We start from the raw sequence: 14965 nt of genomic DNA, 5'->3' as shown, positions 1-14965 counted from the left end.
ACATCAACAGTCGGTCCGCCGGCGCCCGGGTATGCCGTGCCAGCGCCAGCAGACGTGCTGGAGCGGTATCTTACCAGTTGTCGGTGCGCCAGCTGAACTGGAACCAGCGGCTGTCGTACTGGAACAGGGGAATGTTCTCGCGATTGAAGGTGCGCCGCACTTCCATTTGCAGGGCGCTGTGGGTGCCGACCGGGAACAGCAGGCTGGCGCGCAGCACATGGGTGTCCTGGTCGCGTTTGATCTCGATGAAGTCCTTCGAGTAGATGCGCGCGCCGCGCCACGACTGGCGCGAGGCGCCCAGTTCGGCGATGGCCTTGTCGCCCAGCAGCGCGACCAGATTGGCGCCGCCGTACCAGCCGCTGCGGTCGCCCCCGGGGCGCCCCTCCTTGCCCTGGTCCGCCAGCAGGCCGCTGGACAGCACCAGGGTCGATTTCTTGCTGCGCACGGCCAGGCTGGTGCCCAGGTCGAGCGTGCGCGCATCGTAATAGCGCCGGGTCGGGTAGATGGCCGTGCTGTAGCCGGCGCTGAGCGACCAGCCGAGCGATTCGCCCAGGTCGACCGGCGGCACGGCGCGCAGCAGCACCTGCGCCTGGCGCTGGTACAGCTCGCCGCCCAGCCTGACCAGGCCGTAGGCGGCGGTGGCGCGGCCGGTCCAGCCGGCGCCGCTCCACGGGCGTTCCAGCCCGAGCAGGGCCGAATCGCTGTCCTGGGTGCGCACCTCGCTGTGGCGCAAGGCGCGCAATTGGGCGATCAGGAGCATGCCGCGGCTGCCGATCGGCTGGTTGAAGTCGCCCGAGAGCACCTTGAAATGATCGGCGCGGGGCCGCGATTCCGCGTACAGCGTATAGGTTTTCAAGGCGCCGGCGCTGCCGATTTCGACCGTGCTGCTGCTCGAGCCCTGGTTGACGTTGGTGTCGTAGCCGGCGCCGAGCTTGAACGACATCGAGCGCGCGGCGGTACGCTGGCCCTTGCAGCCCGAGGCGCGGTAGTGCGCCATCAGCTCCAGGATCGCGGCCGAGGGATGGAAACGCTGTTCGATCTGCTCGAACAGGCGCTCGGCCTCGGCCTTGTTACCCAGTTCGCAATGGCTGATGGCCAGGTCGAGCCAGGCGCCGGCGTGCAGCGCGTTCTTTTCCAGCAGGCGGCTGAGCTTGTTGGTGGCTTCGTCGGGCCGCCCTTCGGACAGCGAGCGCAGCGCTTCCAGGTAGAGTTTTTCTTCCTGGGCCACTTGTTCGTCGCTGAGCGCGTCCGGGGTGTCGGCCGTGCTTGCCTCGGCCGGCGCCGGCGCGCTCGTTTCAGGCGCACTGGTTTCCGCCGCATCCCCCTGCTGGGCCCGGGCGGGGGCGAGCGCGGCGAGCGCCAGCAGCATGGCCGGCAGCGGCGACGACCAGGGCGGGCGCTTCATGCCAGCTGCTCCAGCGTGTACAGCTCGATCGGATGCTCCTTGCCGCGCAGCGCGTGGCGGCCCAGGCTGAGGAAGCGGTGGCGCGTGGCGTAGCCGACCGTGCCCTGGCCGATGATCACATCGTGCGGAAAATCGCGCGCCGCCTGTTCCAGGCGCGAGGCGGTGTTGACGCTGTCGCCGACCGCCGTGTAAATACTGCGGAACGAGGTGCCGTAGTCGCCCACCATGGCCAGCCCGCTTTCGATGCCGATGCGCACGCGCAGCGGCTGGCCGCCGGCGCGCACCCGGGTCGCGCTCAGGATGGCCACTTCGCGCAGGATGCGCGCGGCCGCGTCCAGCGCCAGGTCGGCGTGCTTGTCGTTCGGAATCGGCGCGCCCCAGAAGGCGACCAGGCCGTCGCCGGTGTACTTATCGAGCGTGCCCTTGTTCTCCAGCACCGGGCGGGTCAGGCAATCGAGAAAATCGGTGGTCAGCCTGGCCGCTTCTTCGACCGGCAGCGCTTCCACCTGCGAGGTGTAGCCCTCCATGTCGGCGATCAGGGTGGTCACCTGCAACTGGCGCGGGGCGAGCGGGTCTTTCAGGCCGCTGCGCAGCAATTCGTCGACCACTTCCCCGGCCACGTAGCGGCGCATGGTGTCGAGCAGGCGGCGCGAGCCGGACTGGGCCAGCTGCCAATGGAAGGGCACGCCCACCGCCAGCAGGAACGCGATCGACAGCAGCGGGCCGCTGACCGAAAAATCGGGATCGTGGGCCGCCAGGCCGTAGGCCAGCATGACCCAGGTCAGCGACGCGAAGGCCAGCATCAGCACATTCACGGCGGCCGACAGGCGCGCGAAGGTGTAGCCGGCCAGCACCGCGACCACGCTGGCGAACAGCACCGCCATCAGGCGTCCGGGCCAGGGCGCCGGGGCCAGGCCGGCTTGCTGGTCGAGCAGGGTGGTGAGCATCGAGGCGTGCACCAGCAGGCCGGGGCTGGAACGCCCGAGCGGGGTGGCGACCCGGTCGCCGATGCTCAGGGAGGACGAGCCGATCAGCACCAGGCGCCCGGCCACCAGCGCCGGGTCGACCTGGCCGTCGAGGATTTCGCCGGCCTTGGCCACGGTGTAGGCGTCGAGCGAGCGGCTGAACGGCACGCGCTGGTAGCCATCGTTCCTGGCGCTCGCCGCCGCCGGGGCCGGCGCGGCGCAGCAGTCGAGCAGCGCGCGCGACAGGGTCGGAAAGCGGCGCTGTTCGAACCAGGTATACATGGGGACGCGGCGCAGCACGCCGTCGGGATCGGGACGCACGCCGATGTTGCCCACATGCGGGGCCTGCGCCAGCCCGGCATGGTTGGCGATGAAGCCGTAGGCCGGCACCGCGCCGTCCGCCGCCGGGGCCGCCGTGCCGCCGGCGGGGCGGCCGAAACGCAGCGCTTGCGGGCGCTGTTCGTAGTCGAACAGCTGGGCCAGTACCAGCGGGCCCTGCCGGGCCAGCACGGCCAGCCGCATGTCGCCGGCCGGGTCGCCCGGCTCGCCTTGCAAGATGTCCAGCGCGACCGCGCGCGCGCCGTCGCCGATCAGGGTTTCCACCAGCTCGGCCAGGCGCTCGCGCGACCACGGCCAGGGATGCGCCGCCAGGCTGGTCTCGTCGATATCGACCACCAGGATGCGCGGCTCGGGCGTATCGGCCGCCTGCGCCACCACGAAGCGGTCGCGCAGCCATTCGTCGGCGGCGTCCAGGCCCGAGGCGCCGCGCGGCAGCTGCGCCCAGACGGCCAGCATCAGCGCCGCCAGCGGAATCGACAGGTGCAGCAGCGGAGGGGGAGAAAAGGAGCGCAAGTGGACCAATGAGTATGTCGTGCCGGCGCATCGGGATGTTGCTCCCGGCGCAAGTTGACGACTTGGAAAATTACGCAAGTATAACGCCAGACAGGCCGTAAACCTACCCAGGCAAGTGTTTTTGCAACATTTCTTTCTTCACAAGCTTTGCGCGCGCACGAGGGGCGAGCCTGATAATACGCGCCAAGGGGACGCAAGAGATGTTGCTGATCCGTCTCAGAATTGTATCCGAATGCAATAATGTGACGTGCAACACATTTTCGAGCGTTTTGCGGGCGCATAATCCGTACCAAGGGAGAATTTATGTTTAATCAATCCATTGTCACATTCCGTACGCTGTCCGTTGCGCTGGCGCTATCCTTGGCCGCTGCCGGGCAAGCTGGCGCCGCCGAGGCTGCGCGCGTGGTGTTCGTCACCGGCGAGGTGCAGCTGGCCAGCAAGGCCGCCGTGCTCGACGCGGCCGTCCAGGAAGGCGACGACATCAGTACCGGCGCCCAGGGTTACGTGTACATGAAGACCGTCGACGGCGGCTTCCTGATCCTGCGCCCCAACAGCCGCGCGCGCATCATCGCCTACAAGGTCGATGCCGCCAATCCGGCCAACACCCGGGTCAAGCTCGAATTGCTCAACGGCGTGGCGCGCAGTATTTCCGGCCAGGGCGTCAAGCTGTCGCGCCAGAATTTCCGCTTCAATACGCCGGTGGCGGCGATTGGCGTGCGCGGCACCGACTTCATCGTCTCGACCGACCAGTTGACCACGCGCATCGCGGTGGTCTCCGGCGGCGTGGTGGTGAGCGGTTTTGCCGGCGCCTGCGGACCGGAAGGCGGCGGCCCCTGCGAAGGGCGCGCCAGCCGCGAACTGTTCGCCGGCCAGCCGGGCATGCTGTTGCAGGTCGAGAAGGGCCAGAACGTGCCCAAGCTGCTGAACAATCCTGGCGCCAGCCCCGACCAGGCCGTGCCGCCGCGCAGCGACGAGCCGAACGGGCGCATCTCCGGGGCCACCACCACGGTACCGGTCACGGCCGGCACGATCGTCTATCTGGAAGCCAAGAAGGACACCATCAACCAGCTCAACCAGCTGAACCAGGCCAACAAGCCGCCGGTCGCCCCCACGCTGCCGCCGGTGCCGCCGGTGGTGCAGGTGCCGGTGCCGGAGGTGCCGAAAGGCCCCGAGGTGCTCTGGGGCCGCTACGAGCGCATCGCCGGAACCGAATCGGATCCGGAAGTGGTGGCCCGTTTGACCAACCCGGCCTATGACGGCGGGAAAAGCGTCGGCTCGTTCGCGATGAAGCGGCGCCTCGACGCCACCATGGTCCTGCCGTCGGAAGGCAAGGCCTCGTTTGCGCTGGCCGAAGGACAGGCCAGCCTGATGCGCAAAGGCGGCGACGCGCAGGCGGCGGTGATCAAGGACGGCAGCCTGAATGTCAATTTCGGCACCCAGAAGTTCGACACCAGCATGCTGGTCAGCAGCCATGAAGGCGAGTTGCGGGTGCGCGCTGTCGGCGAAGTGTGGTCCAACGGCACGCTCGCTCACAACAAGGACTCCAACACCGCCGTGCATGGTTACCTGACCGGCGGCGACAAAGCCAATGGTGCCGAAATCATCTTCAAGAGCATTAATGGAGAGATTTGGAATCCGCAGGGCTTTACCGCCCAGGGCTATGCGCGCTTTGCGCGTTAATGCCGGCGCTGCGCCGTCCCGTATTCGCGGGCGGTGCCGCCGGCTTAATTGGCGCTGATGGCGCGACGATTATCTTTGCAAAACGGCTGCCTGTATGGCGGCCGTTTTCTTTATAGCAGCCGGGCGCGCGCCGTACATATATAAGGGCGCGGCGGGGGGGCATCGGCCAACGTGGCCGTATTATCCGATTTCCCTTGCGCGCGCCGCGCCGCGCCCCTCGTGCAGCGCGGCGCAGCGGCGCCGGATTATCCCCAAGGCCCGGTTTTCAATGAAACCGAGGATTATCCCGAAGATTATCCGGGCACTGGTCTTGTCTTGCCGCGTCATTTAAGCGGCGGCGCGCAATCCGGACGAATATTGCCCGATTCGGAGGCATCTGCTCAAGAAACAGGCAGAAAGATGTTCGATATCAAATTAAATTCACGAAATTTCAGTAAAAAATGCGGATTAATCCGTCATTTGTGATGGTGATCACAACCCGCGCCCCACGATGTGGCAATATACTCCCTGTTCTGCAAAAAAGGGCCCAGGCGAGGTAGTTTCACCCCCCCCGGGCCGCAGAAATTTGGTTATATCTAAGCTCAACTAAAGGATCAATCATGGCCGTAGCAACCGAGTACACAAAAGTAGCACAAGAACTTTACCTCTCCTATTTTGGCCGTCCAGCTGACTCGACCGGTCTGGCAAGCATGACCGCCGCACTGGCCGCTGCTAAAGCTCCTACGGACACGGCTGGTCTGGCTCTTGCATACAAAACCAACGCCGAAGTCAAACAGCTGATGGACAACTTCGGCAACAGCGCCGAGTCCGCAGCCCTGTACCCTGGCTCGACCGCTGACTTCGTGAAAGGTGTCTACATGAACCTGTTCGGTCGCGCTCCTGATGCAGAAGGCCAGGCTTACTGGGCCAAACAAATCGACAGCGGCACGCTGAGCAAGGGCGCAGCTGCCTACAACATCCTGACCGGCGCTATCGACGCTAAGGGTGCTGACGCACTGACCGTGGCTAAAAAAGTTCTGGTTTCGACCAACTTCACCGCCGCCATCGACACCGATGCCGAAGCCAAAGGCTACAGCGGCGACTTCGCTGCTGCCGAAGCACGCAAGCTGATCGCTAACGTTACCTCGTCCACCAACGAAACCGTCTACCAGGCTACCGTGAACTCGGTACTGGCAAGCCTGGCTCTGGGCTCGACCCCAGGCGCGACCCTGCGCCTGACCGAAATGCGTGACACCCTGGTCGGCACCGATGCCAACGACACCTTCGTCGGCACCATCTTCGACAACCAGAACACCCTGCAAGGCGGCGACAACATCACCGGCGGCGGCGGCAACGACACCCTGCGCGCCGACATCGGCAACTCGCAGGATTTCGCGTTCCGTCCAGAAACGACCGGCGTTGAAAACGTCGTCCTGACCGCGCAAACCGTTTCGCGCGATGCTACCGACAACAACACCCAGCGCACCAGCGAAGTCCAGATCGACGCTGACCGCACCGTTGGTGTTAACCGTTGGGAAGACAACAACAGCCGCGCCGACCTGCTGATCGAAGATATCCGTATCCTCGACTCGCAGATCACCCGCGACATCACCATCGCCATGGTGCAAACCGATCCAGGTAACGTCGATTTCGGCGTCTACTTCGACCAGCACTCCCTGCGCGCTGCTCCAGTGACTGATTCGGGCGCAACCCTGCGTCTGCAAGTCATGGACACCAAAGCCAGCGATCTGGGCGATCCAAAGCTGCAGAACAATCCGTACAACGGCTTCAAATTCGCCCTCGACGGCAATCTGATCCGCGTCGCTTCGGAAGCCATCGACCAGGCACAAACCTACCCTGAACTGCTGGCTGCACTGAAGATCGCAGTCAAGCTGACCCCAGGCCTGCAGAATTTCGAAGTTAGCGAAGGCAACACCTTCACCGTTTCGGATACCGCCAGCGGCCGTCTGCAAACCGGTACTGAAATCGTCCTGACCAACAATGGTTCGGGCCGTATGAGCCTGCCAAACGGTTCGGGCTGGGTTACCGAAGCTGCAGTTCCACCTAATTCCGGTCTGCACACCGCAATTCTGCTGGGCAACCCAACCACGACCGTTTCGAAAATCACCAGCACCGTCATCCTGGACGACGTGGGCCGTGGTTCGAACGGTGGCGACCTGGTCATCGGTGGTCTGTCGACCGGCGACACCTCGACTTCGCAAGGCGTACAGCGTTTCGAAATCACCGTCGAGCGCACCAGCCGCGTGCAAACCATCAACTCGACCGACAACATCCTGGAAGAAGTCATTTTCGTTAATGGCGTCACCAAAGGTGGCGTGTTTGTTAACGGCAATGCCAACCTGGGCGCTGTTCCTACCGCCGGTACCCCAACCAACGGTGGTTTGGTGACCGTGCCAGGTCTGGGCGTTGACACCCCGCTGCCAGGCACCGACACCAAAAACGGTGGCCTGCAGCACGGCGACAAGTATGGCTTCCACGACGTCCGTCTGGTCGACGCATCGGTCATGGCCGGTAACGTTGCACTGACCGCTGCCATCACCAACCGCGCTGTTGCCAAGTACATCAACAAAGTCGACACCCAAGCCGATTCGGCACTGGACAATGTCGCCTTCAAATACATCGGCGGCAACGGTAACGACGCCCTCGTCGTTGACCTGGACGCTGGCGTTGCAGGCAGCCGCAGCCAGATCCTGAGCGGTCTGGAAGACTTCACGTTCCAAATGGACGGCGGCGCCGGCAACGACGCGCTGACCCTGACGATCGTTCCAGCGGTCGCTGGTGGCGGTCTGCCACAGTTCTGGAACAGCAACCAGGATCTGAACAACAACATCACCATCAACGGCGGTGACGGCAACGACACCATCCGCAAACTGGGCGATGGCGACAGCCGCATCACCGGCGGCGCTGGCGACGACACCGTCTACAGCGAAAACACCGGCGCGACCAATCTGTTCACGTATGCTTACGGTACCAACAACCTGAACCAGCCACTGCCAGTTGCTCCTGTTGCCGCTGCTGCGCCGACCACCGCAGTGTGGGCGTTCAACACGACCAACCAGCAAGACCCGCTGGACATCGCTGACCGTTTCGTTGGCAACATCCGTTCGGACGCGAATGACAGCTACGCTTTCTTCAACACCCGCCTGAATGTCACCTACAAAGGCATCACGGTAACTGTTGACGTGCCTAACACCAGCTCGACCAACAAGTACTCGTCGACCGACATGCAGATCAACCAGGCAATCAAAGCTGCGATCAACGACAATGCAGTGCTGAACAAGCTGCTGGTTGCTGCTGACGGTCCTGCGCACTCGCTGGTTGTCACCGCTAAGAGCGATGGCCTGCACGTTGTTGGCGACCTGAACGTTTCGCTGGTTGCTCCAACCACGACGCTGGGCACCATTTCGGCGACCGACATCTCTGCTTACCAGGCTTTCTACAAGCTCGGTACCGCTGACGTCTACGCCGCGATCGCAGCATCGGTGGCCCAGTTCAACCTCAACACCGACTACGCTTCGCGTTTTGCTACCGCTTACGTTGAAAGCACCGCCGGTACTTTTGCTACCCTGGCTCCACTGACCGGCGCTGAAAGCCTGGCAATCAGCGACAACATCATCACCCCGGGTTCGGGCAATGACGTTGTGGTTCTGGGCAACAAGGAAACCGCAACTGTTGCGCCTTTGGCTGCTGACTACGCCGTTTCGAACAACGAAACCGTTGTCTTTGCTGCTGGTTTCGGCAACGACACGATCGTCAACTTCGACGTGACCGGCGCTGGCGTCGATCACCTGGACTTCACCGCTATCGGCGGCCTGACCCTGGGCGGCATCGCAGCGAGCGACAAGTCGATCACCATCACGACGTCGCCTGCTACCCCACTGACCGTTGCCGCCATCGGCGCTCTGTACACCGCGGCTAACACCACTGCACAGACGCACGTGTACGTGGCTGTGAACGACGTCACCAACATCGGTTCGGTGTACTCGATCGTTGACGCTGTCGGCGCAGGCGCTACCGCTGTTCTGGAAGGCACGATCGATCTGGCAGCGACGCCAACCGGCGGCGTGTCGACTCTGGCAGGTGCAAACCTGTGGTCGACCCTGTCCCAGGCTAACTTCGTCAACTCGTCGGCGCCTAACTACTATCTGCTCGAAGGCGCCGCATCGGTCTTCGCTCCGATCGTTACCATCCCGCCAACGAGCAGCAACTTTGTTATCAGCCCGACCGCGACCGCCATCAACGCTGGTAACAACGTCGATGCGACCATCACCGTAACGAACGTTGCAGGTTCGACCTACAACGCCGTTGTCAGCAACTTCGCTACTGGCGACAAGCTGGTCTTCGATGCTGCTTCGATCCTGTCGTTCGCACCTGGTGCGACCGCTAATGAACTGATCGTTACCGGTACCAACGGTGGCGCGGTGCAGAACGTCAAGGTTCAGTCGGCTAGCGTTATCGATACCGTTGCCAATACTGCTGCCTTCAACGCGATCTTCGGTGCTAACGCACTGAGCAACGCCACAGCTGCGAAGAACCAAGTTGCAGTGAACAGCAGCGTTGCTTCGTTCGATGCGAACACCGATGCTGATCCGTCGGCAGTTGTTCTCACCGACCACAAGTTCAACGTGGCAGCTGGTACGTACACGACCAACATCACCAACTTCAACGATGGTGACGTAATGGCGTTTATCGCAGGCAGCACCGTGACGGTGACCAACGCTGTTGCTGGCGATGGCAACATCACGCTGAGCTCGGTCAACGGCGCTACCACCACCACCATCACCCTGACCGGTGTTGACGCTGCGAACGATCTGGTTACTGTCATCGACACCGCCAGCTTCAACACCACCTTCGGTGCTGGTTCGCTGATCATTGGTTAATAGTTGACCTAGTTTGCAAGCAACCGCAAGCCTTCCGGCTTGCGGTTTCGAGCGACGCGAAAGGCCAGGCTTCACCGCCTGGCCTTTTTTATTCGCCCGCCGTTCGTGCCGGGCCTTGCCGCAGCAACGATGCTGCGTTCAGTTAATCTTCTCTGGTGTAAAAACCTGCTTTGTGCTAACCTTTCGATCTTGTGATGCACATCACATTTCCAAGCGGATTTTTTTTGACACCCTGTCGTCCTTGCCGCCGTGCCGCAAATCACGGGGCTCGCCATGATCGGGAATTTGCCGCCTTCCGCGCTGTCCCCTCGTGAATTACTAATGAATTGTGTTGGTCTCTAATGAAAAAACTTCTCGATAAGCAGAACGAAATCACGCAGGCATTGCTCGCGTTTAAGGGCACCTTCTATACCGTCGGCGTGTTCAGCGCGATCGCCAACCTGCTGATGCTGGTGCCGTCGCTGTACATGCTCCAGGTCTACGACCGCGTGCTGGCCAGCTCGAACGAGATCACGCTCCTGATGCTGACCTTGCTGATGCTGGGCGCCTACGTCCTCATGAGCGCCCTGGAATTCATGCGCAGCATGATCCTGGTACGGATCGGCGCGCGCTTCGACATGAAGATGAACAAGCGTGTCTACACCGCCGCGTTCGAGCGCAATCTGAAGAAGGCCGGCGGCAATGCCGGCCAGGCCCTGAGCGACCTGACCAACATCCGCCAGTTCCTGACCGGCAGCGCGCTGTTCGCTTTCTTCGACGCGCCCTGGTTTCCGCTGTACCTGATGGTCATCTTCTTCTTCCAGCCGATCCTGGGCTGGTTCGCCCTGGGCGGCACGATCATCCTGGTGATCCTGGCGGTCATCAACGAACGCGTCTCGCACAAGCCGCTGGCCGAAGCGAGCACGATGTCCATCGTGTCCGGCAACCTGGCCACCAATAACCTGCGCAATGCCGAAGTCATCGAAGCGATGGGCATGCTGCCGGCGCTGCAGAAGCGCTGGTACGGCTTCCACAGCAAATTCCTGCAACTGCAGGCCGAAGCGAGCGAAAAAGCCGGTACCGTCGGCGCCATCACCAAATTCTTCCAGACCTCGCTGCAATCGCTCATTCTCGGCCTCGGCGCCTTGCTGGTGATTGAAGGCAAACTGACCCCCGGCATGATGATCGCCGCCTCGATCCTGGTCGGCCGCGCCATGGCGCCGGTGCAGCAAGTGATCGCCGTCTGGAAATCGGTCGCCGGCGTGCGCAGCTCGTACGAGCGCCTGACGGCCCTGCTGGAAGAAAACGAAGAACGCAAGCCAGGCATGCCTTTGCCGCCGCCAGCCGGCAATCTGTTGATCGACAACATCACCGCCGGTCCTCCTGGCGCCACCGTGCCAGTATTGAAGAGCGTCAGCTTCGCCATCGCCCCGGGCGACGTGCTCGGCGTGGTCGGCCCCAGCGGTTCGGGCAAGTCGACCCTGGCGCGCCTGCTGGTCGGCGTCTGGCCAGCCATCATCGGCAAAGTGCGCCTGGACGGCGCCGACATCTACCACTGGAACAAGGACCAGCTCGGCCCGCACCTCGGCTACCTGCCGCAGGATATCGAGCTGTTCGGCGGCACGGTCAGCGAAAACATCGCCCGCTTCGGCGAGATCGATCCCGAGCAGGTGGTGCTGGCGGCCAAGCGTACCGGCGTGCACGACATGATCCTGAAGATGCCCGATGGTTACGACACCGTGCTCGGCGACGGCGGCGCCGGCCTGTCCGGCGGCCAGAAGCAGCGCCTGGGCCTGGCCCGCGCCATGTACGGCGACCCGGCCCTGCTGGTGCTCGACGAACCGAACTCGAACCTCGACGACCAGGGCGAACACGCCCTGATGCTGGCGGTGCAGGACATGCGCCAGCGCGGCAAGACCATTGTGCTGATCACCCACCGTCCGGCCGCGATCAATGTCTCGACCAAGCTGCTGGTGCTGCGTGACGGCGCGGTGCAGATGTTCGGCCCGACCGCCCAGGTATTGCAGGCGATTCAGGAAGCGAACCAGAAACTGATCGAAGCGCAGCAACAGCAGCAGCGCCAGCAGCAGGCCGCCCAGGCAGGGCAGGCAGGTCAGCCGGGCCAGCCGCAGCCGGGCCAGCCGCAGCCTCCCCAGGCTAGCGCGCCAGTAACAATGGAAAAGGAATAAGAACATGAGCAACATTCAAACCAGAAATGTCACCGACGTGGTCGCCCGCGACGTCGTGCCCGAGGTCGCCAGTGTCGATTCGGCAAAATATTCGCGCATGGGCTGGATCATCGTGCTGGTCGGTGTGCTTGGCTTCATCCTCTGGGCCTCGCTGGCGCCGCTCGACCGCGGCGTGCCGCTGTCGGGCACCGTGGCCACCGAAACCAGCCGCAAGGCCGTGCAGCATTTGACCGGCGGGATTGTGCAAGACATCCTGGTCAAGGATGGCGACCACGTCAAGGCCGGCCAGGTGCTGGTGCGCATCAATCCGACGGTGGCCCGTTCCGCCGTCGAAATGAGTCGCGCCCAGTATTACGGCGCGCTGGCGGCGGAAGCGCGCCTGCAAGCCGAGCGCAGCGGCAAGACCCAGCCAACCTTCCCCAAGGAACTGCTCGATAACAAGGACGACCCGCGCGCCAAGGAAGCCATGGAAGCGCAGACCCAGCTGATGGTGTCGCGCCAGACCAGCCTGAAGAACGAACTGGCCGCGCTGGAAGAAAACGCCGCCGGTCTCAAGGCGCAGACCAAGGGCTTGCAGGAATCGATGGCCTCGAAAAAGAGCCAGGGCGCCATCATCAAGGAGCAGCTCGACGGCATGCGCGAACTGGCCAAGGATGGCTACATTCCGCGCTCGCGCCTGCTGGAAATGGAACGCACCTTCATGTCGGTGCAAGGCACAATTTCCGAAGATATCGGCAATATCAGCCGCGCCCAGAACCAGCTGATGGAACTGAGCCTGCGCCGCATCGTCCGCACCCAGGATTACCAGAAAGAAGTCGGCACCCAGCTGGCCGAAGTCCAAAAGGAAACCAGCGCCCTGGCCAGCCGCATCCAGGCCCAGGATTTCGACCTGGCCAATGCCGAAGTCAAGGCGCCGGTCGACGGCATCGTGGTCGGCTTGCAGCTGTTCACCAAAGGGGGCGTGGTTGCGCCGGCCGCGCGCATGATGGATATCGTGCCGAGTTCGGATGCCATGGTCGTCGAAGGCCAGTTGCCGGTCAACCTGATCGACAAGGTGCAGATCGGCCTGCCGGTCGAATTCATCTTCTCGGCCTTTAACACCAACAAGACGCCGCACATTCCGGGCATCGTGACCCAGGTCTCGGCCGACCGTACCGTCGACGAGCGTACCGGCATGCCATACTACAAGATCAAAGCCCGCGTGACGCCGGAAGGCGCCAAGCTGATTGCCTCGCACAAGCTCGATATTCAATCCGGCATGCCGGCCGAATTGTTCATCAAGACTGGTGAGCGTACGATGATGAATTACCTGTTCAAGCCGATTTTCGATCGCGCCAAGACAGCTTTGTCGGAGGATTAAGATGACGTTTCGAGTTACCGCGTTCCGAATCAGCGCGCTGGGCCGCATGAAGGCCGCCGCTGCCGCCGCATTGATGCTGGCCAGCGCCGGCGCGTCCGCCATCAATCTGCAGCAGGCTTACGAGCGGGCGCTGCAGAACGACCCGGCCTACCGTGCGGCTTTCTATGAAAACCAGAGCGGCAAGGAAAGTGCGATCATCGGCCGCGCCGGCTTGCTGCCGAACGTGCAGGCCAATTACAACGCAAGCAAGAACCGCGCCGATATCGAGACCTCGACCTCGCTGACGCACCCTGAATACATCAGCCGGGTCTCCACCATCCAGTTGCGCCAGGCCCTGTTCAATGTGGACGCGTACGCGCGCTACAAGCAGGGCAAGGCCCAGGCCCTGCTGAGCGACCAGGTGTTCAGCGTGCGCGGCCAGGAAGTGCTGCTGCGCGTCATGAGCGCCTATTTCGACGCCCTGTTCGCGGACGAGCAGGTGGCGCTCAATACGGCCCAGCGCGACGCTTACACCGAGCAGAGCGCGGTCAACCAGCGCCTGCTCAAGCATGGCGAAGGCACCCGCACCGACGTGCTCGAAGTGCAGGCGCGCCTGGAACTGTCGGAAGCGACCCTGATCGAAGCGAAAGATAACCAGTCCACCGCGCGCAACACCCTGGCCGGCATCATCGGCGGCGATCCGGGCAACCTGGTCGGGCTGAACGACACCTTCCGCATGCTGCCTCTGTCGCCAAGCCGGGTCGACGAGTGGAAAGCCATCGCCCTCAAGGAAAATCCGGAGCTCCAGGCCCAGGCCACCTCGCTCGAAGTGGCCAAGCAGGAAATCCTGAAAGCCCGCGCCGGCCATGCGCCGCGCCTGGACTTCGTTGCCAGCTACAGCAAGAACGCGTCCGAAACGATCAATACCTTCAACCAGGATTCGACCGTGCGCGCGATCGGCATCCAGCTCAACGTGCCGCTGTACGCGGGCGGCGCGGTCAACGCCACCTCGCGCCAGGCCGTGGCCGGCCTGGAACGCAGCCGCGCCGACATGCAGGGCAAGACCGACAAGACCCTGATCGAAGTGAGCAAGCAATTTTCGGCCGTGCAGAGCAGCATTGCCAAAGTCAACGCGCTGAACCGCGCGGTGGAATCGAGCAACCTGCTGATCAAGGCGACCGAACAGAGCATCAAGGGCGGCGTGCGCATCAATCTCGACTTGCTCAATGCCCAGCAACAGCTGTTCATGGCCAAGCGCGACCTTGCACAAGCGCGATATAACTATATGATGGCGTCGCTGCGTTTGCGCGCAGCCGCCGGAACCCTGGACGCGAGCGACGTGACGCGCACCGCATCCTACTTCCGCTGATCAACCCCCAGCCGGCGGCCATCTGGCACCGGCCATTTTTATCATAAGAGGAAACATGAGCACCAACGAACTTGAAATCAGCACCGGCGGCGTCAGCTACAAAGTGTCGGATCTGTCCCCGGAAGCGCAACAGCAAGTGACCAACCTGCGTTACGTGGAATCGGAGATCGCGCGCCTGAACGCCCAACTGGCCATTTACGAAACCGCTCGCGGCACCTACAAGAGCGTGTTGAAAGATCTGCTGCCAAAAACAGCGCAATAAGACCCACCGGACCCACCCGCGACGCCGTCCTGGCGCCGCGGGCGG

Annotated in this window: 9 protein-coding genes; 7 read left to right on the top strand and 2 right to left on the bottom strand. The window is 63.0% G+C overall.

All coding sequences use genetic code 11. The features are described 5' to 3' along the window. Nucleotides 1–70 precede the first annotated feature (70 nt). Together F2P45_RS10060 and F2P45_RS10055 are read right to left on the bottom strand one after the other, a co-directional pair. Nucleotides 71–1405, bottom strand: a complete 1335-nt coding sequence (locus F2P45_RS10060; protein ID WP_166873650.1) for a tetratricopeptide repeat protein — start codon at nt 1403–1405, stop codon at nt 71–73. Continuing rightward, on the bottom strand, nt 1402–3231 hold the full coding sequence (locus F2P45_RS10055; protein WP_229505005.1) for a CHASE2 domain-containing protein: 1830 nt from the start codon (nt 3229–3231) through the stop codon (nt 1402–1404). The genes F2P45_RS10060 and F2P45_RS10055 overlap by 4 nt, the downstream gene beginning before the upstream one ends. 294 nt (nt 3232–3525) lie before the next feature. On the opposite strand from F2P45_RS10055, the gene F2P45_RS10050 reads away from it, so the two are divergent. From F2P45_RS10050 to F2P45_RS10020, 7 genes are all read left to right on the top strand, one after another. Then, nucleotides 3526–4902 (top strand): FecR family protein, encoded by a 1377-nt coding sequence (locus tag F2P45_RS10050; RefSeq protein ID WP_166873645.1) that lies wholly within the window; start codon nt 3526–3528, stop codon nt 4900–4902. Nucleotides 4903–5073: 171 nt separating this feature from the next. Next, nucleotides 5074–5367 (top strand): hypothetical protein, encoded by a 294-nt coding sequence (locus F2P45_RS10045; RefSeq protein WP_166873642.1) that lies wholly within the window; start codon nt 5074–5076, stop codon nt 5365–5367. A gap of 134 nt (nt 5368–5501) precedes the next feature. Then, nucleotides 5502–9782 carry a DUF4214 domain-containing protein gene (locus tag F2P45_RS10040; protein WP_166873639.1) on the top strand — a complete coding sequence of 1427 codons (4281 nt, stop codon included), beginning with the start codon at nt 5502–5504 and terminating at the stop codon, nt 9780–9782. Between the two features lie 341 nt (nt 9783–10123). Continuing rightward, on the top strand, nt 10124–11950 hold the full coding sequence (locus F2P45_RS10035; protein ID WP_166873636.1) for a type I secretion system permease/ATPase: 1827 nt from the start codon (nt 10124–10126) through the stop codon (nt 11948–11950). 4 nt (nt 11951–11954) lie between these two features. After that, the gene (locus tag F2P45_RS10030) at nt 11955–13310 is read left to right on the top strand and encodes an HlyD family type I secretion periplasmic adaptor subunit (RefSeq protein WP_166873634.1); all 1356 of its coding nucleotides are present in this window, start codon (nt 11955–11957) and stop codon (nt 13308–13310) included. A 1-nt stretch (nt 13311) separates the two neighbouring features. Next, nucleotides 13312–14658, top strand: a complete 1347-nt coding sequence (locus F2P45_RS10025) for a TolC family outer membrane protein (protein ID WP_166873630.1) — start codon at nt 13312–13314, stop codon at nt 14656–14658. 55 nt (nt 14659–14713) lie between these two features. Further along, nucleotides 14714–14920: a DUF6447 family protein gene (locus F2P45_RS10020; RefSeq protein WP_166873628.1), complete on the top strand. Its 207-nt coding sequence runs from the start codon at nt 14714–14716 to the stop codon at nt 14918–14920. Nucleotides 14921–14965 lie beyond the last annotated feature (45 nt).

The sequence above is a fragment of the Massilia mucilaginosa genome (assembly GCF_011682145.1).
Lineage (GTDB): Bacteria > Pseudomonadota > Gammaproteobacteria > Burkholderiales > Burkholderiaceae_D > Telluria_A > Telluria_A mucilaginosa.
This window is presented reverse-complemented; position numbering and strand designations above follow the sequence as displayed.

Bases quoted from the DNA above. Each gene is read 5' to 3' on its own strand.
- F2P45_RS10040 (WP_166873639.1), top strand. From the start codon at position 5,502: ATGGCCGTAGCAACCGAGTACACAAAAGTAGCACAAGAACTTTACCTC.
- F2P45_RS10030 (WP_166873634.1), top strand. From the start codon at position 11,955: ATGAGCAACATTCAAACCAGAAATGTCACCGACGTGGTCGCCCGCGAC.
- F2P45_RS10020 (WP_166873628.1), top strand. From the start codon at position 14,714: ATGAGCACCAACGAACTTGAAATCAGCACCGGCGGCGTCAGCTACAAA.
- F2P45_RS10060 (WP_166873650.1), bottom strand. From the start codon at position 1,405: ATGAAGCGCCCGCCCTGGTCGTCGCCGCTGCCGGCCATGCTGCTGGCG.
- F2P45_RS10025 (WP_166873630.1), top strand. From the start codon at position 13,312: ATGACGTTTCGAGTTACCGCGTTCCGAATCAGCGCGCTGGGCCGCATG.
- F2P45_RS10050 (WP_166873645.1), top strand. From the start codon at position 3,526: ATGTTTAATCAATCCATTGTCACATTCCGTACGCTGTCCGTTGCGCTG.
- F2P45_RS10035 (WP_166873636.1), top strand. From the start codon at position 10,124: ATGAAAAAACTTCTCGATAAGCAGAACGAAATCACGCAGGCATTGCTC.